Origin of the sequence: Verrucosispora sp. WMMC514 (assembly GCF_027497295.1) — a bacterium.
GTDB lineage: Bacteria > Actinomycetota > Actinomycetes > Mycobacteriales > Micromonosporaceae > Micromonospora > Micromonospora palythoicola.
On record NZ_CP114906.1, the window covers coordinates 2,414,275 to 2,439,488 of the forward strand.

The window sequence follows — 25,214 nt, forward strand, 5'->3', positions numbered from 1 at the left end:
CTAACGCGGGCGTCGTCCGCCACGCTGTTACACCTGTTCGGCAATGGCCACGAGCGTACGCCGGGCCTGGCATGCCCCGCCGCTCAGTTATCCACCCAGGCTGCCATCGGGACGGCGTCCGTAAGGGTGCGCATCACCCGGCCGTACCTACTGTCGGGTCGCTCGCTGGTAGCGGCATTACCCCGCGCGCCCATCCCTTGCCGCGTTCGGCTGGGACAGCAGGTGGGAAGGGCGTCGGGCAGTATCGGCGCGAGCCGGCCGCGGGATCGGATGGGGCACCAACAGGTGGGGCGCAACTACCGTCGGCAGGCTGTCCAGCCAGTCGGTGAGCTCCTCGGGACGCCGAGGCACGAAGGTCCCGATCGTCCGCAGCTCCTTCGAACTTTGCAGCGCCGCCCGTACAGCCTTGTCAGGGAACACCGCCTCGCAGTATGCGTAAGCGACTGAGATTGCGTCGATGTCGACGATGTCGTTCACCGTCCACTTGTGCAGTGGATTCTTGTGGTACCTCGTCTTCACGCTGATCGCTACCTGGGTGTGGGGCATCGAGCCCATGAACGACCTCAACTCATCATCCGCTGGTTCGAAATCAGGCATTCCCCCCTTCCTACGATCGATCCGCATCCGGGTGTAAATGTCCATCCACTCGTGCACGATCTCGCGCGCGCCGATGAGATCCCGCAGCCGGCCACGGCGCCACTTCGGGTGCTCGTTGAGCACGCGTTCGGTGTCGAGCTCCCATTCAACCCGTTGCTTCTGACCTTCGAGCGCCACCTCAGGCTGGAAGTTCGGATCGGCTCGGAGGACCTCGAGGTCCTCATCAGATGGGCCCCGCAGCATTCGGCGCTCCATCTCGTAGTTCATCCTCGCCATCAGCTTGTCGAAGTCGGCGTCGCTCATCTCTGCACGAACGGCTTCGGAGCCGTCGCCTCCGGCGCCATTGCGGATCTTCATCCCGCCGACCCACCCGAACGCTTGGCCAAACGTCGGCCGGACGAGCAGCACGCTTTTTGCCGAGATATCTTCACCCATGATCTGCGCCATGCCTGCCTCGAACTCGAGCTCCGCGATGACCGTGCGACCCAACAGGTAGTTGTAGTCAGACAAAGTCTCGAGGATGTCCGCGAGGTCGCCGCGCTGCTTCGGGTTGGTGATCTTCGAGATCTCCCACAGGTGCTCTCCACTAAGCGGGAACATGGCCCGCTGCTCAAGCTTCGCTCGCAGAGCCGCCTTGTAGAGGTCAACGTAACTCTCCGGGACCTTCGTGTCACCGCCCAGCGCCCGGGCGATGTAGATGATCGTGTTCAAGTCCAAGTACACGAGCGGAATTCGCGGGCGCATGACATTCGCCCACACGAGCTCCTCGGTCATCGGAGCCCTCAACTCGGCGGTCACGACCACACCTCCCTGCAGAACGCAACACAAGTCTGAACCCGACTACCGACATCCGCCTCGTAGTTTCTCCGCGGTGGCTTAGACGCTTGAGTTCCAGCGGGATGCCCCGATCCACGGTGCCCGGTCAGGCCCGGTGCGGTCAGTACGGCTCGTAGCAGATCGACGATGGGCACGCAGGGCAACCTGTATCGCAGCGGTGTATCTACAGCGAAGTTCGGGAAGGAGCCTTCCGGCTGAAGCGCACTACCTGGCATCCGGATCTGCCGCTCCGGGTGGACTGGTGTTCATCGCCGGTGGTGACGCACGGTGATATATGGCTACCTCCCCTGTCTCCGCCAGTGTCGTACCGACCGCTCAACTCGTCGTACACGCCGCAGTGTCGGCCTTCCTGGGCCGCTACCGTGGTCAGACCCGTGTCCACACCGAGTCCGACCTGCGTGTCTTCCTCCGGTGGTGCACCAACCAAGACCTGGACCCGCTCGCTGCGGCGCGGGTCGACATCGAGCGGTACGTGCGCTGGCTGCAAGACGTCCGCCGGTACCAGCCCTCGACCGTCTCCCGCCGGCTATTGGTCGTGGTCGGCTTCTACCGGGTCTGCGTCATCGACGCCATCCTGGAACACTCGCCCGCCGACTACGTCCGCCGGCCGACCGTGCCGGCCGAGTCACCGACCCTCGGACTGGGACACCTGCAGTTCGAAGCGCTGATCACCACCGCCCGCAAGTCCTCGAACCCGAACGACTTCGCCCTGGTCGCCCTCCTGGGCCTACTCGGGCTGCGGATCTTCGAAGCCTCCGGATCGAACATCACCGACCTCGGTGAGGAACACGGCCACCGGGTACTACGCGTACGCGGCAAGGGCGGCAAGGTCGTCCTCGTCCCACTACCACCAGCAGTGGCCCGAGCCATCGACCGGGCCGTCGACGAACGTCAGGCCGGGCCGATCCTGCGCAACACCCACGCTCGGCGGATGGACCGACACGCCGCCACCCGGCGACTCAAGCACCTCGCCCACACCGCGGGCATCCGGATGCCGAGAATGCACCCCCACATGCTGCGCCACACCTTCGTCACGACCATGCTCGACGCCGGCGTCAGCCTCCGCGACGTACAGATCGCCGCCCGCCACGCCGACCCGAGAACCACCATGCGCTACGACCGAGCCCGCAAGAACCTCGACCGACACCCCAACTACATCCTGGCCGCCTACATGGCCTCCGGAACATGACCAGCCGCTCACGGCTCTGCCGATGAGCGGATGTCCGTTGACCCTGCCGCGACAGTGATCACACCTGTGGGCAGGACACTCATACTGGGGCGTATGGCCCCGGATGCTTCGTCGGTTGACGCTGTGCGGCGCTTCGCCGCTGCCCTGCAAGAGATACGTGGTCGGCTGCTCGCGGACTTATCCCCCGTCGCAGACATCGCGGATCTTCTGGCAGCGGTCCGGTCGCGCCGGGAGTTGCCCCGGGAGGGCCTCACCCGTAGCGGCATCGAGTACAACGTCCACGGCGCCGGGTGCCGGATGATCAGTTCCACCGGCCGGGAGGTCGACGTCGATCTGGTCACCGATCCGCTGCTCGGGCGCGAGGTTGAAGCATTCGATGCCTGGCGAATTCGCTGGTTCCTCGACGAAGCCGCCGACGACGGCTACAGCAATGAGGACATCGTCGTGGCTTGCACCCAACTTGTTCGAGAGGGCTACCTACGCAAGGTGGTTGAAGACCGCTGGTTCGCGCTGCCTGATGCTCCAGGCGGCCCAGCATTGAGTCACCCACACATGGCAATCCACCGCCGTCCGTCTTGAGCATCGCACCTCGCAGGTATACGGATTTGCCGCCGACCGGGCGTCACAGCCTGTGACGGGCGTGCGGTGGGCTCTGCGCTCGAAAGTAGCCGATGAGAGTGAACCCGCCGGACGAAGGGCGCTATCACGGCGAGCCAGGCGGTCAGAAGACGTAGAACGTGTAGTTGTAGGGACGGCCTCGTTCATAGATGGCACGCAACTGTGGCTGCCTGACCTCGGACAGTCGGGCCAGAACGCTGAGGAAGATCTGGCCGTCGGGCTCGAAGCGGTGGCCCGGAAGCAGTGCCGGCAGGGTCTCCGGCGGGACCGGGACCGACCGCCCGACCGGCTTCGAGGTTTGATGGAACGCGAGGTGCCGCCAGACGTCCCAGGCCAGCGGGACCGGTTTCAGCGACGGGGCCACCGGCCAGGGTTCACCGGTCTGCGGATGTTCCGGGATAAGGGCGAAGTCGCCGTCGGCCTCCGGAAGGCCGGGCCCGGCCAGGACGAGGGTGCGCTCCGGAACCGTGCCGACGAGACGGCCGAGAGTGGGCCGGAATACCTCGGCAACCTGGTGTTCCGGGATCAGGATCGGGTCGCCGCCCGAGGCAGCCAGCAGGTGTGCCAGCGCTGAGGCGGCGGCGGCCGCCCACATCGGGTGCCAGCCTGAGGTTCCCCCGATAACGCGGAGGGCGTTTTAGCAGGCTAGAGCCTGTTCGTGGGTGGTGTTCACGGGGTTCGGTGTATCGATGTTCTTTGTGTACCAGGCGGCTTCGTACTCGTCGGGTGACAGCCAGCCGAGGTCCTTCTGGATGCGTTCGCGGTTGTACCACCCGTCGATGTAGGCGAAGATCGCGTTCTCCGCTTCGTCTCGGGTACGCCACGAGGTGCGGTAGACCAGTTCGATTTTCAGGGTGCTGAAGAAGTTTTCCATCAGGGCGTTGTCGTAGGAGTCCCCGACGGAGCCCATCGAGGGCAGGATCCCGTTGTCTGCCAGGCGTTCGGAGAATTTGATCGCGGTGTAGGTCGATCCGCGGTCGCTGTGATGGATCAACTGACCGTCACGCACGTCGCGTGACCAGATCCCGTACTCGAGGGCGCCGAGGACGAGGTCGGTGTTGCACCGGTCGGAGGTTTTCCAGCCCACGATCCGGTTGGAGAACGCGTCGCGGACCGCGGCCAGCCAGAGCACACCATCACCGCAGGTGATTCGGGTCGCGTCGGCCACCCACAGCCGGTTCGGGGCGTCGGTGGTGAAGTTCCGGTTGACCAGGTCCGGTGCCGGATCGGCCTTCGGGTTCTGCTTCGTGGACCCGCCCCGCCAGCCCTTACGCAGGAAGGCTCCTTGCCGGTCGTGTTCACGCATCAGCCGCTCGATGCGCTTGCGGCCCACGCGGATGCCCCGGCGGGCGAGGGTGGCATGCACGCGCGGGCTGCCATACGTCTGCCCGGACCGGTCGTGGATGTCGACGATCTCCGACAGCAGCCCGCGGTCTTCGACCTCCCGCGGGCCGGGAGTGGCCTCGCGGGCCAGCCACCCGTAGTAGGTCGACGGGGCGATGTTCAGGACCCGGAGGACGGGCTCGACCCCGAAGCGGTCGCGCAGCTCGCTCACGAGCGTCATGACCGTCGCCGGGTCGGGTCGAGTTCCGATGCGAAAAAAGCGGACGCGGCCTTGAGGATCTCATTGGCTCGGCGCAGCTCAGCGACCTCCTTGCGGAGCCGGCGCAGTTCCTCGGCCTCGGCGGTGGTGGGCTGGTCGAAGCGCTCACCGTGATCAGCCTGGTCCTGGCGGATCCAGTTACGCAGCGCCTCGGGATGCACACCGAGTTGCTCGGCCAAGCGCTTGATCACCGGTTTGGGGTCGGACTCCCGGTAGAGCCGCACCGCACGCTGGCGCAACTCGTCCGGGTACTTACGAGGGGCGGGCACAGAAAACCTCCTGGTCAGGGCCTATCAGACCATGATCGAAAGTCTCCGAGCTATCGGGGGAACCTCAGCCGCCGGCCGGTTCGGACGGCGGGATACCGGGCCGCTGGTCGATCAGGTCCGCCCAGTCGAGTACCGGGTGCGGGCCGGGACCGTCCTCGATTACGCGGGTGGTCAGCGGGTCCAGCCAGATCGCCTGCCGCAGACCACAGTCGTCGATCCGGGTGGCCACCGGGGTGCCGCAGGTGACGCAGACCATGTTGGGCTCGTCGCCGTCGAGGCCACAGCACGCGGAGTCGCCGACCCGTGCCGGGTCGATGACGGCGTCGCGGACGTCTCCCGGGGTGAGCAACACTCGGTCGACCGGCCCGGCGGAGATGCTGAACCTGGGCGCGTACCAGCCGAGCGCCTCGGCCTCACTGGCTTCGAGTTCGGCCCACCGGCGCCACGGCGAGCCAGAGGGGAGCGGATTCACCGCGAACGTGCCGGGCTCCAGTGCCGGCGCAAGCGACCCCGGCCCGTTCCCGTACTTCTGGTCCGCGTGGACGGGCAGCGCCACCCTCGACAGCGGAACCGTCAGAGTGGCGTCGCAGCTTTCGCAGCCGAAGACCGTCATGTATCCCCCGCGTGTCGACTGACGCCAATCTAGATCATCGGCCCAGCCCGGCCGCCGCGCTGCGGCCCCGTGTTGCGCGGACCTCCCGCGACATTCCTGTGTCGGCAGGCTGCGCCCCCAGCAGGGCCTGACAACGAATTCCGGTGGAGCATCCTCACCTGGCACCGCCGATGGCGCTACACCGGCGTCATCACGCTCGTACCAACCTGGCGCCAGTCGCGCCGCTGAGTGGTAGTAGTTCCCGTCGTGTAACCGGGCAGTCTCGGTGTGCGTCGGGCGGAAAGCTTCAAGCCTCTTCGTCGAACTCGCTCTCGGGGCGCAGGGCCTGCACGAAGGACACGAAGTTCGGTGCCAGCACTGTGATCTGGTAGTCCCACTCCTGGTCTACGTGGATTACTCGCGGCTCGCCGTCGGGCCCGCTGTCCCGGTAGTCGAGGGCGATCATGTCGTGCCCGGCGGATGGGCAGGTAGCGACGTACACGCCGATCGCCGGGTAGCCCCATTCCTCGATCCAGAACCGGCTGCCGGCCTCGCCTGCCAGTGAGTAGCGCTTCTCCCGTCCGATACCCATGATGCCCTCCACCGCGACGTGAGTGTCGGCCCACGTGGTCCGGCTCGGCGCCGGACAGCACCTGTGGTGCGGTATCCCGCCGTTTTGCGACCGCATCAACGTCACGTACGACGCCGGCAGCCGGTAGCCCAGTTCCGCCTCGACCGAATCGATCAACGTCGGCGACGGAGGCACATCGACGTAGGCGGCCCGCGCATACTCGTTGTCGTCCCAGAATCTGCCCGGGTCAAGATCCGGAAAGATCCGCTGAACAGGCCCCTGGAACATGACGCTCCCTACAGTCGATCCGACACCGTACTCGACCCGAGTCATCGGACCGCTCGTGGAGGTCACACGGCCCGCCACGCGTCATGTTTGGCCAGCACATCCGGCCGCCGCGCACGTCGAGACGGATCCCTCGCACGATCAGCATCCTGATCCCGCGCGAGCAGTGGACGGCAACCCTCGTGTGCGGTTGGACGTCAGTGCCCGTTGTGGAGTGCCTGTGTGATGTCGTGCCGTAGGTGCACTGCCTCTTCGTCGCGGTCGCACAACAGTAGGACCTTGAACGGGGTGACCTGCCCCTGCGGTCGGCCGAGCGGGCTGGCCCAGTGGCGGGCTGCCCGGGCGAGGATACGGAGGAGCGTGTGCCGGTCCTGGGCGCTGTCCGGCAACAGCTGGGGTGCGTTGTCGACGATCACCAGGTAGCCGTCCGCCGGCAGCCAGTGCAGATCTCGGAGGCAGTCGGACAGTGCGTTCCAGTTCCAGCCGAAGTAGCTGGGGAAGAGCAACGCGTTCGAGAACGCGTAGAAGACGTGGTCCGAATCTGCCATCCTCGTGCCGTCAAGGCGGGCGACCACGAATCTGCCGGACGCGGGTAGCACCGCCGCCAGCTCCACCACGGAGCCACGCGAGCAGACCACGAGCGGATCGCTCAAGCCGCACCACGCTTCATCGGCCATCCTGTCCACCTTGATCGACATCCTCCCCAGCTATCACGGCCTGATGCACACGGTCGGTCGGCACTTGAGTCTCCCGGAAGAGCAGCGCAAACGGACAGGTGAACCACCCGGAGCGCGACTACCCCCGGCAGCGACGGGGTGTAGTCGGGGAATGGGTCCGTCGTTGTGGCACGGGGTTTGCTCGACAAAGCGTCGTCGGCTCTTCATAGATGCGGATCTTTGTACTTCGGGACGTACCTGCCTGTAAACCCGGTCCTGTACACCGACAAATGAGAGTTTCAGGTGGTAGGGCCGGGCACGGTGGCGGCGTTCAGGGCGCTGTCGAGGCCTGCCGTGGCAAGACGCCGGGTGTACCGGTCGGACAGTTCGGCGACCGCCGTGTGCTCGCCCAGGGCGGTGAGGACGGCGATGGCACGTTGGTGCAGGGTGGCGTTGTACGGGTCGACGCGGATCCCGCCCTGGAGCCAGGCCAGTGCCCGTCTCGGGTCGGGTTCGCTGGCGGCCAGGGCCGCGTAGGCGTCGAGGACGTGGCGGCGGGCGGCCTCGCGGTGCGGGTCCAGCCACGGCCAGGCGTGTCCGGTGGCGAGGTCGCCGGTGTAGGCGTTCACGACCGCCTGCCAGGCGGCGCCGTGATCGGTGAGGGTGGACGCGGCGTGCGTGACCGCGCGACGCAGGTGCCACAGGTCCACGTCGACTTGGTCCGGGTTGAGGCGGTAGCGGTCGCCGGTGCGGTCGATGATCGTGTGTCCGGTGGTCGTGCGCAGCAGGGTACGTAGGTCGCTGAGGGTGGTGTAGAGGCGTGCGGTGAGTCGGTGCGCGGGCAGTCCCGGCCACAACGCTTCGGCCAACTGCTGGCTGTCGACCCCGCCGGCGTGCACGGCCAGATAGACGACGGCGTGCAGGGCTGCGCTGCGCCGCACGGGCAGGGGTGCGCCGTCGAGGAGCAGGTCCGGTTCGCCGAGCACCCGGACCTGTAGTCGCGGCCCTGGGTCCACGGGGGCGGGTTGCGGGCCGGTCTGGCGCGGTATTCGTGGCTGCGTCGGGGTGGTGTGGTGTGCGGGGTGGGCGTGTCCGGTAACGGTGAGCAGGTCGGTGGTGGCGAGCGGATCCAGCACGCACATCCGCGGCCCGACCACCTGGCCGTCGCCGGCATCAGTGGTGGTGTGGCCGTCAGTGTCGACGTGCCAGACCGGTGCGTGCGGCCAGGACGCGACGACGACCGCGGTCACAGGGCCGGCGGTAAGGATGTCCGCGAGGCGGCCGCTGGGTGGGGCGGCGAGCATCAGCACCGACCGCGGCCGCCCGCCCCCGCCCGCTGGGATGGGCGCGGTTGCTGCCGACAGGAGTGTTGCGGCGTGGTCGGCGTCGTCGGCGATCCGCAGCCCTGGACCGGGACGTAGTCGCGGGGCCGCCGGACCGAGTAAGGCGGCCACCGCGTCGCGGGTGACCACCACCTCCGGTGCGGTGTGGTCCCGTAGGCGGGCAAGGAGGGCGGTCACCAGCAGGCCGCGAGCGGCGGCTGCGGCACCCGGGCCAAGGATGCTCGCTCCCGCGGGCGGAAACCCTTCCGGCAGGATCCCGCCCGCTGCGGCCCCGGTCAGGGCGGGCTTGTCGTGGGTGGCGATCGCGGCTTGGACCTCGGTCACGGTGGCCGGTAGCGGTGCCAGCTCATCGGCGACAGGGCCGGTCTGGCCGGGGTGAGCAGGGCGGTAGGCGCGGCGGCGTCGCAGCCACATCAGGCTCGCTGCGGCACCGACCTGCTCGGCGACCTGCGAGGGCAGCCAGCCGCCGGGAACACTGACACCGTCGGCGGCATTTGGTTGCTCAGCGCCGTCGGAGGGGTGGGTATCGAGGGTGCCGACCGTCGTACCCGCATGCTCGTCCACGGTGCTCAGGGCGGTGGGGGTGGTGATGGTGAGGGCGGCGGCGCCGGCGATGCCGGTGGCGGTGGCCTGCCAGGGGGTGGGCAGCGGTAGGTGGCGCAGCCATCGCACGCCGGCCCACAGCCGAGTGGCGGTGGTGGCGGTGACGAGGTAGGCGATGAAGGCCCACAGCGCCCAGGCCGCGACCACCAGCATCAGGGTCAGGTTCTGTTCGGTCAGTGGGTCGCGGACCCACTGCCACAGCGCCACGCGTGGTGTGTCGGTCGTCGGCCAGCCCACCAGCCGTACCAGCAGGATCGGCGGGCCGGCCAGCAGGACGGTGGTCAGCAGCATTGCCGCGGCCCGTTGCGGCCACCGCATCACCCACCCCCTCCCGGCGTGCGCGTCACGGGTGTGGTGGGCCGGGTAGAGGCAGGCTGCGGCGGGGGTGGGTGGGGGCGGTGTAGAGGATGCGGGTCCACAGGCGACCGAGCCACCACACGGTGGCGGCGACGATGTAGAGACCGGCGACGGTGCCGGTGTTGTACCGGCCGACCAGGGTGGCGGTGAGGATCGCGAACGGGACACCCATCACCAGCCGCAACCACCACCCGGACACCAACGCGGTGATCACCCCGACCCCGATCAGCACCCCACCCACCCGTTGCCCGACGCCGAGCCACACCTCCATGCCGGGCGCGTAGGTCGCGGGCAGCGACCACTGCACCAGCATCATCCCCACCGCCGCGGTCACCACCGAGGTCACCGGGAAGGCGAGGAAGTCCGACCAGCCGCCCTTTGGGGTGCGCCACTGGCGGAACGCGATCAGCGCCAGCACCATCGCGACCACCAGCATCGGCACCACCGGCACCAGCGTCCAGCGCAGGAACGCCCCCAACTCGGTGCCGATGTACTGGGAACCCACCACCGCATACATGCCCACCACGGCGACACCGAGCCAGGCGGAGGTGAGGATGCCGGTGGCGACCTGCGCCCCCGCCGACAACGGCACCCCGCTGTCGGTGCGGGCGGCCAACGTGGAACCCAGCACGGTGCCGGCGGCCAGGCAGGCGATCACGGCGAACACCGACGCCATCGCCACCTCACCCCAGTTCATGAACGCCCACTCCCGCATGAGCCCGCCATGCCACGTCGGCGTGAACAGCGCGTGTGACACCAACGCCAGCGACGCGAACCCCGGCACCCCGATCGCCACCGCCCGCCACACCGACGGCACCGGCTCCCCCACCGACGTCGCCTGCTCCGTAGTGAGGCCGCCGGCGTCGGCCGCGCCGCGGGCCGCCGCCACCACCGGATCCGGCACCAGCAGCGGTCGCAACCCGGTCTCCGCGGCCAGGACGTCGGCGACCAGCGGCATCTGCGCCGTGCCTCCGACGCACCACAGAGCGGCGATCGTGGCGGGGTCGACTTCGGCGGCGTCGACCGCGTCGCGCACCACGCCCGCCGCCCGTACCAGGGCCGGGCGGGCGGCCTGCTCTACCGCCGTGTGGTTGAGTACCACCGCCGGCCGTGAGGGCACCGGCACGGCCACCGCCGCATGCCCTGCCAGGGCGTGTTTCGCTGTGCGCAGGCTCGCCGTCAGCGCCCACCCATCCCCCACTGGCACCTTGCTGTCGGGGAGCAGGGTGGCGGTCAACGCGGCGTCGATGGCGTCACCACCGGCGTCGGGGTCGGCGAGGGTCGACAGGACCTCGAACCCGGCCGGACCGCGCCGCAGCACACTCACCTCGACACCGGCGCCCAGGTCACACACCACGACCACCGACCCCACCGGCAGCTGCACACCCGAGGCGAGGGCGTCCGAGGCCACCGCCACCGGTGCCTCCACCAGGCGTGGCTGCGCAAGGCCGGCGCGGTGGGCGGCCTGCCGCAGCCACGTCCGCCGGCGCGGCCCCCACCCCGCCGGCACCACCAGCCGCACATCCTCCACCGGCCCGCTGGCCACCGCGCGGGCCTCATCCATGACTCGCCGAAGGGTTGCCGCCACCAGGTACGCGGGTGCGACCTGCACGTCGGCCACGCTCACCTGCTCGTCGGCGGGGCCCCGGGGCCGGGGTATGAACCGCTGCGGATCGGTGGGGGCCGCCTGCCACGCCCGCTGCCCCGTCACCACCGACCCATCACCAGCCACCAGCACCGCGCTGGGCAGCCCTGGCTCGCCGTCGAACAGCAGCGGTGACCAGGACCCGTCCGGCCATGCCAGGACCGCGGTCGTCGTGGCGCTTCCACAATCGATCGCCAGCCGCGCCTGCCCCGCTCGCATACCCGACAGTCAAACATGAGGATCACATTCACGTCACGCCTCAACTACAGCGAGCAGCGAACGGGAAGGGGTGACCGTCCCGTCCTGGCGACGGCGATGAATCCCGCCAGGAGAGACCTCCGCGCGGCGCCGAACACGGTTGTCGAATACTGGCGACGCTTGGCCGAGCACGTCTCTTCAATATTGGCGTGATCCGGGCTAAGCAGATCGACCGGTCGGTGCGACGGCTCAACGACCTGGTGTTGGCGTAAGGCCAGGCCGTGGCTGTAGACGGCTGACCTGAGTACTCATCGACTGGCCGAAGATGCGCGGCAGAGGGGGTGCCAGGATTGGCGGCTGTGACGCGTTAGACCCACTCTTGCAGAGCCGCATCCGTCGCTGCCGTTAAAGGATGATCATTGCCAAGCAGTCGTTCCCGGTCGGCGAGGGCCTTCTCGAGGAGGATGATGGCCTCGGTGGTACGTCCTGCCTGTCGGTAGGAGACGGCAAGGTTGGCGCGTGCGGTGATCGTGTGGAGGTGCTCGTTTCCGAGAACCCGTACAGCGTCTGCGAGTACTTTCTCCTCAATGATGATGGCCTCGGTGGTGCGTCTTGCCTGCAGGTAGGAGGCAGCGAGATTGGCGCGTGCGGTGAGGGTGTCCGGGTGCTCGTCGCCGAGTAGCCGCTTCCGGTCGGCGAGCACCTGCTTCTCGTGGGTGATGGCCTCGGTAGTGCGTCCTGCCTGCCAGTAAGAGGCGGCAAGATTGGCGCGTGCGGTAATCGTATGGAGGTGCTCGTCGCCGAGCAGCCGCTTCCGGTCAGCGAGCACCTTCTCCTCGAGACCGATGGCCTCGGTAGTGCGTCCTGCCTGCCAGTAAGAGGCGGCAAGATTGGCGCGTGCGGTAATCGTATGGAGGTGCTCGTCGCCGAGCAGCCGCTTCCGGTCAGCGAGCACCTTCTCCTCGAGACCGATGGCCTCGGTAGTGCGTCCTGCCTGCCAGTAAGAGGCGGCAAGATTGGCGCGTGCGGTAATCGTATGGAGGTGCTCGTCGCCGAGCAGCCGACCGGCCTGTTCAGTCGTGTGGTTCCAGTAGGTGACGGCAATACCGGGCAGGCCGGCGTCGAAGTAGCTGGTGCCGGCTCGGTACAGCAACGGATGCCCGCTGGGCTGCCAGAGTAGGTCCGTGGCGAGGCTTGCCAGTGTGGTGGTGTTGGTACGCAGTGCTGCGGCCAGCTCGGGGTGGGTGTTGTCGTTCGACGGCCATAGTTGCAGTAGGGCGTTGGCTGCGGAGTGAGCGAGTCCTTGACTGGTCTCGGTGGTCTCGCGGGTGGCGCGGGCGGTCAGGGCGTGGATGCGTACGGCGCGGTTGCCGTCAATGGGTGTGTGGGTGAGCAGGCCGTAGCGATGCAGCAGCCGTAACGTCTTCCATGCCTGATCGGCGGTGACGGGCTGATCGGTGGCGTGGGCTCGGCTGTCTGACAGGTAGTCGATGAAAGCGGTGGTGGCCCAGAGCGAGTCGGGATGACCGGTGGGATCGAGAAGGGCGGCTATCGCGAGGGCGGGACGGGCCAGCCCTTCGGGGGTGGTGGTGTCGGCGGCCTCGAGGTTGAGGAGAAGAGTGACGGCCACAGGTCGGCCGTAGGCGTCAGGATCGGCGTCGGCGGGCATGAGTTCCACTAGCCGCTCCCTGCGATTGGTGTAGCGGTCTAGGTAAACCGCGCACCCTTCTTCCTGGTTGATCATGTAGGCGGCGGCGTGAGACAGCGCCAAGGGCAGGTGCCCCAGCGCCGCGGCCAGCTCGGGGGCGCTCGCATCGAGCAGATAGGGCTGGTTGGCGTCGGTGAACCGGTCGGTCAGGTATGCCACCGACTCACTCGGCGTGTACACGTCCACGTCAATTTTCTGCCGGCCGGAGCTGGCGAGCGTGGCGTCTTGCAGCCGGGTGGTGGCCAGGGTCCATCCGGTGGGCCGATGCGGCGGCCACCACCCACTCAGGTGTGCGGGGTCGGTGACGTCGTCGAGGACGATCAGCCAGGTGCGGTCGGTGGTGTGCAGCAACTCCAACAGCGCTTTGGCGTCGGCGATCGGATCGGTGCCGTCGGCACCGGGCGCATCGACCCGTGCCGCGGCGCGCGCGTAGGTGTTGATGACCTGATCGGGGCTGCTGGCCCGCACCCACATCACCAGGTCGGTACCGTGTTCGGCAGCGTCGTGGGCGAACCACGCGGCTAGTTGGGACTTCCCGACGCCCCCGCCGCCCGCTAGGAGCCGGGTGCCTAGCCCGGCGTTGGCGGATACGTCATCAGGCTGGGCCAGCACTACGTCATCGCCGCGCCGACGGGCAGCGAGGACTTTGTCCTTGAGATCCTGCCGTGGCTGGAACGCCGATGCTAGGGCAGGGGGCTGTCCCACTTGGACTGCCGACACCGGCTGCTGGATGGCAACGGGATGATGGTTGATCGTGAGATCGCCCATGATGCCGGTGTTGGCGATACCACCGTTTGCTGCGGAGGCATCACCGGATGCGGTGATGGTCGCACCCGGCGGCGGGTGGGTCGGTCCCTCGCTGGTAGTCACGGCCGGATCCCGCGCTGGATGCCGGTGTTGGCCACTGACGTAGGGCCATCGGCTGTCGCATCCCCCGAACGGATGACCTGCGCCGTACGGCTCGCCGCCGACGTACGCAATCCGGTGTTGGCCTGGCCGCCGCCGGTGGCAGTGGCCTTTCCGGAGCCTTCGACGAGGTCGGCAGCAGGCATCAACGCCTCTTGCGGTGAAGGTGGGGGCAGAAGGTACGGAGCTCCCAAGGCGACCAATGCCACGACTGCGCCGATGCTGCTGGCCAACTTGTCCGCCTCGTCGAGCCCGACGATGGCGAAATGGGCCACGAGCACCACTGCGATCCCGCTAAACAGGGCACGTCCAGTCCATACCCACCGTCGACTACAACGGGGCACAGCACCCACCCACCCCTCGCCATAAGATCAAACTACGAAGATTGTCACTATTCTATGAAGAGATCCCACCCAAAGTGATGGCAGGGCCTCCCTCTCGCGAACCCGCGAGCACCTTGGGCTCCGCCCGCTGTGTATGCAGCCCGAGCACGACACGGGCGCTGGGCATGCCAGGTTGGAGGCTGTCATCGACCCAGCGGAGTCGACGGCGCTGTGGGTCGCCGATCCGAGCCCTCGTGCACAGGCGATTTAACGCAAGCACGGCTTCGTTGCCGACGCAATCGACCGGTTCAAGGACGGTGTATGGGTGAATCCGCCTGGGCCACGTCGCGCAGGCACCGTCGCTTGTGCCGTTGCAAAAGGCGTTGAGGTAATCGGGCAGGCTGCGCGATCGCGGCTGGCCCAGCGTCGTTGTCGCTCACTGCAGGCGCGTTCGTGGCGCTACGCGGCGAGGACGTCAGGGTGGCGGGCGTTGGCGTTGCGCCAGCGCAGGTACTGGCAGCAGGTTGAACCGATGCACGAGTGGCACTCAACCCTACCTGTCTCTGCATCGTCACTACGCCGTCATCGGGCACTGTCCGGTGTCGAGAATTCGTGTCGAGGGTGTTCGACACCGGCGGGCAGGCGTTGAGTGGTGATGCGATGAGCGCGGCCCCGAACGGCCGATCGTCGGCTTCGTCCACGGAAGGAGTTCACCTCATGGATCCCGTATCCCGGTCCCTTGATGATCCGCGCAACCCCGGGCCCGTGATTAGCCAAGAGGTATCTGCGCCTTCCGGTGGGACCGCCACCTGTTGCCCCGGTGGTGCTGGTCGGTTGGTCGTCGCTTCCCCCGATCGGCGGCCAACCGACCCCGAATACGCGCTGAACTGAGGCGACGTTAGACCTGACGCAACGCATTTACCGCGATGGTCCAGGTGATTGACCGGCCGGCGCGCCCGGTCCCACGAACGCTGGAGCCCTGCGGCTCATAGGGATCTATACCCCCGAGGCCGCCCTGCGAGCCGCAGGACCAGAGGGAAGAGCGGGTCGTTCGATGGGACGACCCTGGCGGATAGGAAGAGTGACAGCAATGAGTGTCGGCACGGTAAGCGGCGAAGGCCTCCGGAACGCGATGGTCGACCAACTGGTCGCTGATCATGAGGCGAAAGGGCTGGTGATGCAGCCCGAGGTGGAGGCGGCGCTGCGGACGGTGCCTCGCGAGGTGTTCACGCCGGGCGTGGCGGTCGAGGAGGCATACCGCGGCGATAGTGCGGTGGTCACGAAGCGGCGCGGCGAGGAGACCGTCAGTTCGGTGTCGGCGCCGTGGTTGATCGCGGAGATGCTAGGTCAGGCGGTCGACGCTCTCGATGACGGGTTGGCGGGCCGGCATGTGTTGGAGATCGGCTCGGGTGGCTACAACGCGTCTCTGCTGCGCGAGTTAGTCGGTGAGTCGGGGTCGGTGACGAGCGTGGACATCGACCCGGAGGTGACCGAGCGTGCGGTGGCGTGTCTGACGGCGGCGGGGTACGGCGACGTCACCGTGGTGTGCGCCGACGCCGAGCAGCCGCTGGTTCCGGATCCCTGCTTCGACCTGATCATCGTGACCGTTGGTGCGTGGGACATCCCGGCGGCGTGGACCGGTCAGCTGGTCGAGGGCGGCGTGTTGGTGGTGCCGTTGCGGACGTTCGGGATGACCCGGTCGTGGGCGCTGCGTCGTGGCGGTGACCGGCTGGTCAGCCTCAGCCAGCGCCTGTGTGGGTTCGTGGCGATGCAAGGCGCCGGAGCCCATGACGTGCGGTACATCGACGTCGCCGACGGTGTGCATCTGCGGCTGGATGAGGGTCAGCAGGTCAGCCCGAACCTGGTGGGTGGGCTGTTGTCGCGGCCGCGGGAGCAGGCGTGGGCGGGAGTGAGTTTGCCGCCTCGGACGGTCCTGGCTGATCTGGACTTGTGGCTGGCGGCGCGTCTTGCCGCCGAGGTGGATCAGTTCGTGGTGCTTGCGGCGCAGCAGGAGGCCGTCGACGCCGGCGTCGTCGCTCCGGCGTGGCGGTTCGGCACGCCCGCAGGCTTGCATGGGGGCACGTTCGTCTACCGGTCGGCGCTGCGCTGGACCGATGACATGTTCGACCTTGGCGCGTGTGCCCACGGACCGGACGCCGCCGGCGCGGCAGGGCGGATGGTGGCGCACATGCGGGCGTGGGTGGACGGCGGCGAACCGGCTCCGGTGCTGCACGTGCTGCCCGCACGGACTCCCGACGGCGACCTGCCGGCCGGGACGGTGCTGGACAAGCGGCACAGCCGCCTCGTCCTCACCTTCACCCCCGCATAGGAAGGCACAGCGAGTGGAGACCACGGACCTCGACGAGTTCGACCTGGACATCACGCTGGTGGACGCCGGCCCCGCCGCCGGTGGGTACGCCACCAGCACCGACGACAACTGCGGCTCCGGTAACACGGGCTCCAACGCCTGCTCCGGCGGCAGCAAGTAACCCCTGTCCGCACCCTCTGTCGGGGCCCGGTGTCCGCCGACACCGGGCCCCTTCCCCTTGTTTTCGGTGGTGCAGCGTGTTTCCTGCGGCTGGTGCGGCGTTGATCCGAGTCGCCGCCTACCCGAGCGGTCTGACCCTGCCCGCGTGGCCCGACCTGACCGCGCAGCGACCGGAGCAGTGGCGGCAGTGGCTGACCAGTGTGTGGGCGCTGCCGGGGTTCGCGGAGGCCGTCGCCTGCGCCTCCCCGCACCTGTGCGAGCAGGTCACCCGGGCGGTGACCGGCGAGCCTGCTGATCCGGATCGGTTGCGGCGCCTCGTTGAGTCGATGGTGCGGTATGTGCTGCGGTGGACCGGCCGGGCGACACCGTTCGGCACCTTTGCCGGGGTAGCCCCGGTCGACTTCGGTGCCCGGGCGTCGGTTCGCTGCGGCGAGGCGCACCGGAGGGTCGTCCGGCCGGACGGGCGGTTCATCGCCGCGCACACCGCCCGGGTCGAGCAGGACCTGAGGGTGCTGCGCGGTGTGGCGGTGGTGACGAACGCGGTGGGCTACCAGCGCGGTGAGGTGTGGGTGCTGCCCTGCGCCCGCGCCGACGGCGACCGCCGGTGGGACGTCGAGGTCCGCCTGACCGGGCCGGTGCGGGCGGCACTGCACGCGGCGGATTCCCCGATCGCGTTCGGTGACCTTGCCACCAAGGTCGCCGGGCCGGAGCCGGCCAGGATCGGCGCGGCCGAGCGCATGCTGGGTTCGCTGGTCGGTGCTGGGGTGTTGCTGTCGGCGGTGCGGCCGGCGATGACCGTCACCGACCCCGCCGCTCACCTGGCCCGCCACGCCCCGCTACCCAACCCCGGCGATCAGGTCGCGGTGGATCTGCGTGTCGATGTGTCGGTGACGCTGCCGCCGGCGGTGCTGCGGGAGGCCGGCCGGGCTGCGGCGACGCTGACGACGGTCGCGCCGCGGATGCGGGGGTGGGTGGAGTACCACCGGGCGTTCATCCAGCGGTGGGGTCCGGGTGCGGCCGTGCCGGTGCGCGAGGTGCTGACCGTGCTGGGCTTTCCCGCCGGCTACCGCGGCTCCACTCGGCGCGCACCGGCGCTGGTCACCGGTCGGGACCGGCTGCTCGGGCAGCTGGCCCAGCAGTCGGCGCTGGACGGCGGCGCGGAGGTGATCCTCGATGACGCCCTGATCGGCCGCCTCCGGGACGGCGATGATCGGCCGCCGGTCCCGCACACCGAGCTGCGGTTCACCCTCGCCGCCGCAACCCCGCAAGACGTGGATCGAGGCAGGTTCGCGTTGACGGTGCTCAGCGGATCCCGTCACGCCGGGGTGTCCGCCGGCCGGTTCCTGCACCTGCTCACCCCCGCCGAACGGGCCTGTTTCCAGGACGTCTACCGGAACCTGCCGACGGTCCTGCCCGGCGCGGTCGCGGTGCAGGTGTCCGGGCCGCCGCTGGACGCTCACCTGGCTGCGGTTGCCCGCACTGCCGAGGTGTTGCCCGTCCTGCCCGTCGGCGATTTCCATCCTGACCCGCCGTTCACGGTGACGGACCTGGCGGTGACCGGCGACGGACAGCGGCTGTGGCTGGTGTCGCGCCTCAGCGGGCGGCCGGTCGAGCCGCTGCTGCTCAACAGTGTGCTGCTCCCGGGTCTGCAGCAGCCGCTGGTGCGGTTCCTGACCGAGATTGGGACCGCGTGGGCGGCACCGTGCGGCAGATTCGACTGGGGACACGCCGCCGATCTGCCGTTCCTGCCCCGCGTGCGACGCGGACGCAGCATCCTGCATCCCGCCCGCTGGCTCATCGACCAGTCGGTTCTCCCTCGGGGTGTGGCGTGGCCGCGGTGGCGTGATGCCTGGCAGCGGTGGCGCGAACGCCGCCAGCTGTCAGACGAGATCCTGGTCGGCGCCGACGACGTGCAGCTGCGCCTGGACCTGAACGACAACGCCCACCTGGCGGTGCTACGCGGGCACCTGCAGCGGCAGGCTCGCACGGTCGTCACCGAGGCCCCGGGACCAGCCGGCTGGATCGACAACCGGCCTGCCGAACTGCTGCTCACCCTCACCCACACCCCACCGGCCAGTCCGCCTCGACCTGCCCGGGAGGCGTGCACGGTGCGGCATCGGCCCGGGCAGTCGTCGTGGCTGGAGGGCCACCTGTCCGGGCGGGTCGACGACATCGTCATCGACCTCGCCCGCCGGACCGCGCCGCTGCTGCCGGCGGGCTGGTGGTTCCTGCGCTACCCCGACCCGGAACCTCACCTGCGGCTGCGCATCCCCCTGGGCGACGCAGGCCAGTTCACTGTCACCGCCAGGACCCTCGCCGAATGGGTGCAGCGGTTGGAGGGCGACGGTGTGGTGCACGACTACAGCCTGCACACCTACCGGCCCGAAACCCGCCATGGCACCGGACACACCCTCACGGCTGCGGAGGCGGTGTTCGCCGCCGACTCCCGCACTGTCCTGCGGCGGCTGACCGGTGACCGGCAGGCCCGCACCGCCGCCGGCATGATCGCCATCGTCGACGCGTTCACCGGTCACGGGCTGCGCTGGCTCGCCGACCACGTCCCCCACCACCGCGGCTCACGCCTCGACCCCGCCCAGCTCGACCTCGCCCGCACCCCGCACCGCGACGGCGACCTGGCAGCAGCAGTCGCCGCCTACCGGGATCTGGCCGCCGTCGACGGTCTCGACCTCGACCAGGTGCTGGCCGACCTGCTGCACCTGCACCACGCCCGCATGATCGGCGTCGACCTCGCCTCCGAACGGCACTGCCTGCGCCTGGCCCGCACCATCGCCCGCACCCGACCGGCACCGGCATGACCACCGGGCAGTCCCTCGCCGACGGCGCGGCCGGCGTCGCCCTGCTGCACCTGGAAACCGGCAACCGGGCCGCCGCGTACGCCGCCCTGCGCAAGGCCACCGCCCACGGCGTCAGCATCGCCGCCGGCGCCAGCCTCTTCTACGGCGCCCCCGCCCTCGCCTTCGTCCTCGCCACCTGCCACGAACCCGGCCTCACCCGCGCACGAACAATCGCCGCCACGGGCACCGCCACCGTCACCCACCGGCGGCTGCAGACGGCGCACCGCCGCATCGACTCCCGCCAGCAGCCCCACTACGCCGAGTACGACCTCATCCGCGGCCTGACCGGCCTCGGCGTCGTCCTACGCCGCCTCGGCGACCACGTCCTGCTCCGCCACGTCCTGGACTATCTGGTCCGGCTCACCGAACCCGTCGGTGACCTGCCCGGCTGGTGGTGCGCCAACGGACCCCACCGCCACCAGCCACCCCCACCAGGAGGGCACGCCAACCACGGCATCGCCCACGGCATCACCGGCCCCCTCGCGCTGCTCGCCCTCACCCACCGCGACGGCATCACCGTCGACGGACACACCACTGCGATCACCCGCATCTGCCGGTGGCTGGACACCTGGCAACAGCACACCGAAACCGGCATCTGGTGGCCGCAAACCCTCACCCTCGACGACCTGCACCGCGGCGTACCGGCCCCACACCAGCCGGGGCGCCCGTCCTGGTGCTACGGCACACCCGGCATCGCCCGTGCCCACCAACTGGCCGCCCTCGCCCTGCACGACACCACCCGCCAACGCCTCGCCGAAACCGCGTTCACCACCTGCGTCACCGACCCCGCACAACTGCGGCGGCTCACCGACCGCAGCCTCTGCCACGGCACCGCTGGCCTGCTGGCCACCGGCCGACGCATCGCCGCCGACGCCCTCACCCCCACACCCCTCACGGACCTGGCACGCCTGCACCAGAACGCCGCGCCCGTCGCCGACGAACCTGCCGGGTTTCTCGACGGCACCACCGGCTGCCGCCTCACCACCGCCGCGACCACCGCCACCGGGTGGGACGCCTGCCTCCTGCTCACCTGAAAGGGGCCCCGCCATGAGTCGAACCGCCTGGCAGCACGTGACCATCAGCTACCCCGGCCGCAGCCGCCACGACCGCGAACAGCAGGCGGTAACGCACCTCAGCCGCGTACTACCCGCCGCCGAAACCGCCGGCCTGATCAGCGCTTGGTGGTTCATCCGCAAAGGACCGTGGCGCATCCGCTACCTACCCACCACGCCCACCGGCCCTCAGCCGCTGATCGAGCTGCTCACCGAGGGATGCGCCTGGAGCGGCGACATCTACGAACCCGAAATCCACACCTTCGGCGGCCCCCAGGGGATGGACACCGCCCACACGCTGTTCCACCACGACAGCCGTCACCTGCTCACCTACCTCCACGACCAGCCCACCGACCGGCGGGAACGCTCCCTGGTCCTGTGCACCGCACTCATGCGCGCCGCCGGGCTCGACCTCAACGAACAAGGCGACGTCTGGGCACGCCTCGCCCACCGCCGCACCGCACAACCCCACCAACGGCCCGCACCCGACGCCGATACCTGGGAGTCGTTCACGGGCAAGGTCCGTCACCTGCTCCTCGGCACCGCCCGCACACCCGGCGACTGGCAGGCCGCCTTCGAGACCACCGGCACAGCCCTGCACCGCCTACGCGAAACGGGAAAGCTCACCCGCGGTGTGCGCGCGGTCATCGCCGAACACGTGATCTTCCACTGGAACAGGATCGGGATACCCGCCACCACCCAGTCCACGCTCGCCCACGCCGCCACCGAAGCCATCTTCGGCGTCCCTCCGGTGCCCGCGGGTGAGCACTGGCCGGGCCAGGTCAAGGGGCCGCTGCCTCCCGCGACGCCGTCAGCAGACTTCGAGGCACCTGGTGGCGACGTGTCTGCCTCAGCGAGTGCTCAGCACGGTGAGGCGAGCCAGCCGATGTCGACTGCGATTCGTTAGTGTCGGCTTGCCGTGCGTCGAACACTGCCGCCGCGCCCGGGGCGACAGTCTCCAGATGGGTAGGCAGCTCATGATCGACCGCCAGCAGCTCCAGGAAGCGCGGCAGGAGCTCGGCCGCAAGCTCGCCAGCTGGCGTAAGGCACGCCAACTCATCCAGAGTGATCTCGCACGGCAGGTCCGCAGCAGCCGCAGCACCGTTGCCATGGTCGAGCGCGGCCATCAGGTGGTGGACCGGGTCTTCTGGCGGCAATGCGAGTCACTCCTCAACGCCCAAGGCGAACTCATCGCCGCCTATGACACCTACCGCCGACTCGAGACCAGACACCGTACCGAGAAGGCCGAGGCCGCACGCCGCGCACGCTGGGTAACGGCGATGGACGGAGGAACGATGGCCGACGACCCCGACGCTGACCTCCTAGACGGGGGCGCGCCGGCACGCGACGATCATCGCGTCGACACAACCGGCGTCGACATGCAGCGGCGCAGTCTGTTGGCGTCGATCGCCGGTGTCGTCGCCGGTTCCGGGCTGCTGGGCCTGACGGTGAGTGGGGTGGGTCGGCGCGTCGGTGCTAGTGACGTCGCCCGCATTGAAGCCGTCACCACGCTGTACCGATCGGTCGACTACGAGATCGGCGGCGGCGCGTTGTGTGCCGAGGTCGGCCGCTTCGCCGAAGCCACCTCCGTCCTGCTCCACCAAGCCGACGCGGGCCGATGGGCCAGCAGCCTCGCCACGGCGGTTGCCGGTGCCCGGCAGCTGGCCGGCTGGACCGCGTTCGACGCCGGGCGACACAGCGACGCCGGTCGCCACTGGCTCGCCGCCGAACGCACCGCCGTCACCGTGGGCGACCGACAACTCGCCGCGCGGATCCGCTACTGCCAGGCTCGCCAGTTCCAGCACCTGCGCCACAACCACGACGCCCTCGCCACCATCCGCCTCGCCTACGACGCCTTGGGCTCCGACGCCACACCCGCCCTGCTGGCCATGCTGCGCGGCACCGAGGCCGCCTCCCTGGCCGCAGTCGGCGAGCACTCCGCCGCGACCACCGCCCTGCAGCACGCCCGCAGCCACTTCGAGGACATCGATCCCGACCAGGAGCCAGCCTGGATGCGCTTCTACGAGCGCGGCGAACTACTCGCCCAGTACGGCCGGGTGCACCGCGACCTCGCCCGCCACGACCACCGCCACGCCGATACCGCCGTGGAATGGACCCAAGCTGCGATCAGCACGTTCGGCCCGCAGAATGTGCGCAGCACGGTGCTCAACAAGATCGGTCTGTGCAGCGCGCTCGCTCCTGCCGGCGAACCGGACCAGGCCATCGCCGTCGGCACCGACGTGATCCACCACGAACGGCACCTGACCTCGCGACGAGTCCGAGACCGCGTCCGCAACCTCTCCCGCGACATCCCCCCGGACACCCGCCACAGCCGTCTCGCCGACTTCCGACACACCATCACCCGCATTCCCCCGCCGGCCGCATGACCAACGGCACGAACAACCCCGAGCCCGGCGGCCGATACGGCGAAGCCACCATGCGGCAGGCCGCACAGCACATAGCGGCACGACTCGGCGTCGACAGCGACAATCTGCGGCTGCTGCGGCTGACCAACAACGCCGTGTTCGCCATCCCCGACGCTGGCATCGTCATCCGGATCACCCGCTCCCGACGCCTCCACGACCGGGTCGTCAAGGTAGCCGCCCTCGGCCGCTGGTTCGCCCAGATCGACGCACCCACCATCCGACTCGCCCCCGGCCACGAACAACCGATCGCGGTCAACGGGCTTCACGCCACCATCTGGACCTACCTGCCGCCCCAACCGCCCGCACCGGAGGTGACCGACCTCGGCGCAGTGCTACGCCTCTTCCACCAACTCGAACCTGCCGACCTGCCACTCCCGGTATGGAACCCGGTCGGTGACGCCCGCGCCCGCCTCACCGACGCCGAGGCCCTGTCCGACTCCGACCGTCAGTTCCTCCTCGACTGGTGCGACCGACTCGACCCCCAGATCGCTGAGCTCCACCAGCAGACACCAGCCCGGCTGGTCCACGGTGACGCTCACGTCGGGAACCTGCTCCGTCGCCACGACGGCCGCCCCGTGCTGTGCGACTTCGACGCCACCTGCCTTGGCCCCTGGCAGGCGGACCTCGTCGCCGTCCCTGTCGGTGAAGTCCGCTTCCGCCGCCCCGGCGCCCACCAGCGCCTCGCCGCCGCCTACGGATACGACGTCACCACCGACCCAGCGTGGCCGCTCCTCAGGGACGCCCGGGAACTGAAGATGGTCGTCGCCGCCGTCCCGCTCCTCGCCTCAGGACCACACGTCGCACGCGAGTTCGCGGTCCGACTACGGTCCATCCAACAACGCAATGACACCGCACGCTGGACCCCGTTCGCCGACCTATAGCCCATCCCAGGCTAGGACGACCGGATCGAACCAGATGCGCTGGGCGCGGGACGCCTCCCGTCGACAAGCCGTCCCCAACAGGCTCGCCGCATCACCACGATCGCCGTACATCTTGGAGGAGTTCCGGTGCCCTCGACCTCGACAACGTCCGCACCCAAGGTGGTCGTGTTCGGCCTCGGCGGCACCATCGCCATGACCAGCAACACCGGCGGCGCGGTCAGCCCCACCCTGTCCACCCAGCAGCTCGTCGACGCCGTGCCCGGGCTCGCCGACGCGGGCATCGACATCGAGGTGGTCGACTTCCGGCGCCGTCCCGGCGCGTCCCTGACCATCGCCGACCTCACCGAACTCGCGGCCGCCGCAGCCGACGCCTTCGCTGGCGGTGCGGATGGGGTTGTGGTCACCCAGGGCACCGACACGATCGAGGAAACCGCCTACCTGCTCGACCTGCTCCACCACCGGCCCGAACCCCTCGTGGTCACCGGCGCGATGCGCAACCCCACCCTCGCCGGCGCCGACGGACCCGCCAACATCCTCGCCGCCCTCCACACCGCCGCCTCACCCCACACCCGGAACCACGGCTGTCTCGTCGTCTTCGCCGACGAGATCCACGCCGCCCGCTGGGTCACCAAAACCCACTCCACCAGCGCCGTCACCTTTCGCTCACCCGACACCGGCCCCCTCGGCTACGTCCTGGAAGGCACCGTACGGATGCTGACCCGACTGCCGTACCGGCTGACCGTCCCCCCGCCGAACCCCACCACCCAGACGGGCGTCGCCCTGCACACGGTCACCCTCGACGACGACCCGACCGTCCTCGACGCCATCGGCGCTCTCGTTGACGGGCTCGTCGTCGCCGGCTTCGGCGTCGGCCACGTCCCCGAACCCCTCATCGGCACCCTCACCACCCTCGCCGCACGCATCCCCGTCGTCCTCGCCTCTCGCACCCCCGCCGGGCCCACCCTCACCCAGACCTACGGCTTCCCCGGCTCCGAACAGGACCTCATCGCACGCGGCCTCATCCCCGCCGGCTGGCTACACCCCTACAAAGCCCGCATCCTGCTGCACACCCTCCTCGCGGCGGCCGCGAAACCCGAGGACATCGCCACCGCGATCACCACCGCCGGCGGACTTACCGACCCCACCGCCTGGCCCTGGCCCACCACTGTCCACCAGCCCACGGGAACGAGCACGACGGATGCATAGCCACGA

General features: G+C 69.3%; 20 protein-coding genes, 2 pseudogenes and 1 other annotated feature. Of the genes and pseudogenes, 10 read left to right on the top strand and 12 right to left on the bottom strand.

Features of this window, described 5'->3' with window-relative positions; translation table 11 throughout:
• Nucleotides 1-177 precede the first annotated feature (177 nt).
• Nucleotides 178-1,395, bottom strand: a complete 1,218-nt coding sequence (locus O7597_RS10780; RefSeq protein WP_281582646.1) for a hypothetical protein — start codon at nucleotides 1,393-1,395, stop codon at nucleotides 178-180.
• A 313-nt stretch (nucleotides 1,396-1,708) separates the two neighbouring features.
• Here O7597_RS10780 and O7597_RS10785 point away from each other — a divergent pair, with 313 nt between their 5' ends.
• Together O7597_RS10785 and O7597_RS10790 are read left to right on the top strand one after the other, a co-directional pair.
• The gene (locus O7597_RS10785; RefSeq protein ID WP_281582647.1) at nucleotides 1,709-2,623 is read left to right on the top strand and encodes a tyrosine-type recombinase/integrase; all 915 of its coding nucleotides are present in this window, start codon (nucleotides 1,709-1,711) and stop codon (nucleotides 2,621-2,623) included.
• Nucleotides 2,624-2,716: 93 nt separating this feature from the next.
• The gene (locus O7597_RS10790; protein WP_281582648.1) at nucleotides 2,717-3,202 is read left to right on the top strand and encodes a hypothetical protein; all 486 of its coding nucleotides are present in this window, start codon (nucleotides 2,717-2,719) and stop codon (nucleotides 3,200-3,202) included.
• Nucleotides 3,203-3,344: 142 nt separating this feature from the next.
• Here O7597_RS10790 and O7597_RS10795 read toward each other — a convergent pair whose 3' ends face one another.
• The 11 genes and pseudogenes from O7597_RS10795 to O7597_RS31750 all read right to left on the bottom strand — a co-directional run.
• A complete protein-coding gene (locus O7597_RS10795; protein WP_281582649.1) occupies nucleotides 3,345-3,836 on the bottom strand; it encodes a hypothetical protein in 492 nt (163 codons plus the stop codon).
• Between the two features lie 42 nt (nucleotides 3,837-3,878).
• Nucleotides 3,879-4,805 (bottom strand): IS3 family transposase, encoded by a 927-nt coding sequence (locus O7597_RS10800; protein ID WP_281580763.1) that lies wholly within the window; start codon nucleotides 4,803-4,805, stop codon nucleotides 3,879-3,881.
• Nucleotides 4,734-4,847, bottom strand: a sequence feature (AL1L pseudoknot). It overlaps the preceding gene by 72 nt.
• A complete protein-coding gene (locus tag O7597_RS10805) occupies nucleotides 4,802-5,113 on the bottom strand; it encodes a transposase (protein ID WP_269742286.1) in 312 nt (103 codons plus the stop codon). Its footprint overlaps the feature before it by 46 nt. The genes O7597_RS10800 and O7597_RS10805 overlap by 4 nt, the downstream gene beginning before the upstream one ends.
• A gap of 67 nt (nucleotides 5,114-5,180) precedes the next feature.
• A pseudogene (locus tag O7597_RS10810) lies at nucleotides 5,181-5,726 on the bottom strand (hypothetical protein); the annotation flags it as partial.
• Nucleotides 5,727-6,012: 286 nt separating this feature from the next.
• Complete coding sequence (locus O7597_RS10815) at nucleotides 6,013-6,609, bottom strand: SMI1/KNR4 family protein (RefSeq protein ID WP_281582651.1); 597 nt, start codon at nucleotides 6,607-6,609, stop codon at nucleotides 6,013-6,015.
• Nucleotides 6,610-6,758: 149 nt separating this feature from the next.
• A complete protein-coding gene (locus O7597_RS10820; RefSeq protein WP_281582652.1) occupies nucleotides 6,759-7,238 on the bottom strand; it encodes a barstar family protein in 480 nt (159 codons plus the stop codon).
• Between the two features lie 278 nt (nucleotides 7,239-7,516).
• Nucleotides 7,517-9,481, bottom strand: a complete 1,965-nt coding sequence (locus O7597_RS10825; RefSeq protein WP_281582653.1) for a hypothetical protein — start codon at nucleotides 9,479-9,481, stop codon at nucleotides 7,517-7,519.
• Nucleotides 9,482-9,506: 25 nt separating this feature from the next.
• Complete coding sequence (locus O7597_RS10830) at nucleotides 9,507-11,384, bottom strand: Hsp70 family protein (protein ID WP_281582654.1); 1,878 nt, start codon at nucleotides 11,382-11,384, stop codon at nucleotides 9,507-9,509.
• 346 nt (nucleotides 11,385-11,730) lie between these two features.
• Nucleotides 11,731-13,941, bottom strand: coding sequence for a tetratricopeptide repeat protein (locus tag O7597_RS10835; protein WP_281582655.1), 2,211 nt, complete (start codon nucleotides 13,939-13,941; stop codon nucleotides 11,731-11,733).
• Nucleotides 13,938-14,261 carry a hypothetical protein gene (locus tag O7597_RS10840; RefSeq protein WP_281582656.1) on the bottom strand — a complete coding sequence of 108 codons (324 nt, stop codon included), beginning with the start codon at nucleotides 14,259-14,261 and terminating at the stop codon, nucleotides 13,938-13,940. Before O7597_RS10840 ends, O7597_RS10835 begins: the two co-directional genes overlap by 4 nt.
• Nucleotides 14,262-14,699: 438 nt before the next feature.
• Nucleotides 14,700-14,816: pseudogene (locus O7597_RS31750) on the bottom strand (integrase); the annotation flags it as partial.
• Between the two features lie 574 nt (nucleotides 14,817-15,390).
• Here O7597_RS31750 and fxlM point away from each other — a divergent pair.
• The 8 genes from fxlM (at nucleotide 15,391) to O7597_RS10880 (ending at nucleotide 25,208) form a co-directional block, all read left to right on the top strand.
• Nucleotides 15,391-16,629 (top strand): methyltransferase, FxLD system, encoded by a 1,239-nt coding sequence (fxlM, locus tag O7597_RS10845; protein ID WP_281582657.1) that lies wholly within the window; start codon nucleotides 15,391-15,393, stop codon nucleotides 16,627-16,629.
• 13 nt (nucleotides 16,630-16,642) lie between these two features.
• Nucleotides 16,643-16,789 (top strand): FxLD family lanthipeptide, encoded by a 147-nt coding sequence (locus O7597_RS10850; protein WP_281582658.1) that lies wholly within the window; start codon nucleotides 16,643-16,645, stop codon nucleotides 16,787-16,789.
• A gap of 76 nt (nucleotides 16,790-16,865) precedes the next feature.
• Nucleotides 16,866-19,604: a lantibiotic dehydratase gene (locus O7597_RS10855; RefSeq protein WP_281582659.1), complete on the top strand. Its 2,739-nt coding sequence runs from the start codon at nucleotides 16,866-16,868 to the stop codon at nucleotides 19,602-19,604.
• On the top strand, nucleotides 19,601-20,677 hold the full coding sequence (locus O7597_RS10860; protein ID WP_281582660.1) for a lanthionine synthetase C family protein: 1,077 nt from the start codon (nucleotides 19,601-19,603) through the stop codon (nucleotides 20,675-20,677). The genes O7597_RS10855 and O7597_RS10860 overlap by 4 nt, the downstream gene beginning before the upstream one ends.
• 13 nt (nucleotides 20,678-20,690) lie before the next feature.
• Complete coding sequence (locus O7597_RS10865) at nucleotides 20,691-21,602, top strand: thiopeptide-type bacteriocin biosynthesis protein (RefSeq protein WP_281582661.1); 912 nt, start codon at nucleotides 20,691-20,693, stop codon at nucleotides 21,600-21,602.
• A 55-nt stretch (nucleotides 21,603-21,657) separates the two neighbouring features.
• The gene (locus tag O7597_RS10870) at nucleotides 21,658-23,082 is read left to right on the top strand and encodes a helix-turn-helix transcriptional regulator (protein ID WP_281582662.1); all 1,425 of its coding nucleotides are present in this window, start codon (nucleotides 21,658-21,660) and stop codon (nucleotides 23,080-23,082) included.
• Entirely contained in the window at nucleotides 23,079-24,002 is a 924-nt protein-coding gene (locus O7597_RS10875) for an aminoglycoside phosphotransferase family protein (protein ID WP_281582663.1), read from the top strand. Before O7597_RS10870 ends, O7597_RS10875 begins: the two co-directional genes overlap by 4 nt.
• Nucleotides 24,003-24,128: 126 nt before the next feature.
• Entirely contained in the window at nucleotides 24,129-25,208 is a 1,080-nt protein-coding gene (locus O7597_RS10880) for an asparaginase (protein WP_281582664.1), read from the top strand.
• The last annotated feature ends 6 nt before the right edge of the window (nucleotides 25,209-25,214 follow it).

Excerpts from the sequence above, each read along its gene's own strand:
- fxlM (WP_281582657.1), top strand. The coding sequence starts at position 15,391 with ATGAGTGTCGGCACGGTAAGCGGCGAAGGCCTCCGGAACGCGATGGTC.
- O7597_RS10860 (WP_281582660.1), top strand. The coding sequence starts at position 19,601 with ATGACCACCGGGCAGTCCCTCGCCGACGGCGCGGCCGGCGTCGCCCTG.
- O7597_RS10875 (WP_281582663.1), top strand. The coding sequence starts at position 23,079 with ATGACCAACGGCACGAACAACCCCGAGCCCGGCGGCCGATACGGCGAA.
- O7597_RS10815 (WP_281582651.1), bottom strand. The coding sequence starts at position 6,609 with ATGACTCGGGTCGAGTACGGTGTCGGATCGACTGTAGGGAGCGTCATG.
- O7597_RS10785 (WP_281582647.1), top strand. The coding sequence starts at position 1,709 with ATGGCTACCTCCCCTGTCTCCGCCAGTGTCGTACCGACCGCTCAACTC.
- O7597_RS10800 (WP_281580763.1), bottom strand. The coding sequence starts at position 4,805 with ATGACGCTCGTGAGCGAGCTGCGCGACCGCTTCGGGGTCGAGCCCGTC.
- O7597_RS10790 (WP_281582648.1), top strand. The coding sequence starts at position 2,717 with ATGGCCCCGGATGCTTCGTCGGTTGACGCTGTGCGGCGCTTCGCCGCT.
- O7597_RS10825 (WP_281582653.1), bottom strand. The coding sequence starts at position 9,481 with ATGCGGTGGCCGCAACGGGCCGCGGCAATGCTGCTGACCACCGTCCTG.
- O7597_RS10865 (WP_281582661.1), top strand. The coding sequence starts at position 20,691 with ATGAGTCGAACCGCCTGGCAGCACGTGACCATCAGCTACCCCGGCCGC.
- O7597_RS10830 (WP_281582654.1), bottom strand. The coding sequence starts at position 11,384 with ATGCGAGCGGGGCAGGCGCGGCTGGCGATCGATTGTGGAAGCGCCACG.
- O7597_RS10870 (WP_281582662.1), top strand. The coding sequence starts at position 21,658 with ATGGGTAGGCAGCTCATGATCGACCGCCAGCAGCTCCAGGAAGCGCGG.
- O7597_RS10795 (WP_281582649.1), bottom strand. The coding sequence starts at position 3,836 with ATGTGGGCGGCCGCCGCCGCCTCAGCGCTGGCACACCTGCTGGCTGCC.
- O7597_RS10820 (WP_281582652.1), bottom strand. The coding sequence starts at position 7,238 with ATGGCCGATGAAGCGTGGTGCGGCTTGAGCGATCCGCTCGTGGTCTGC.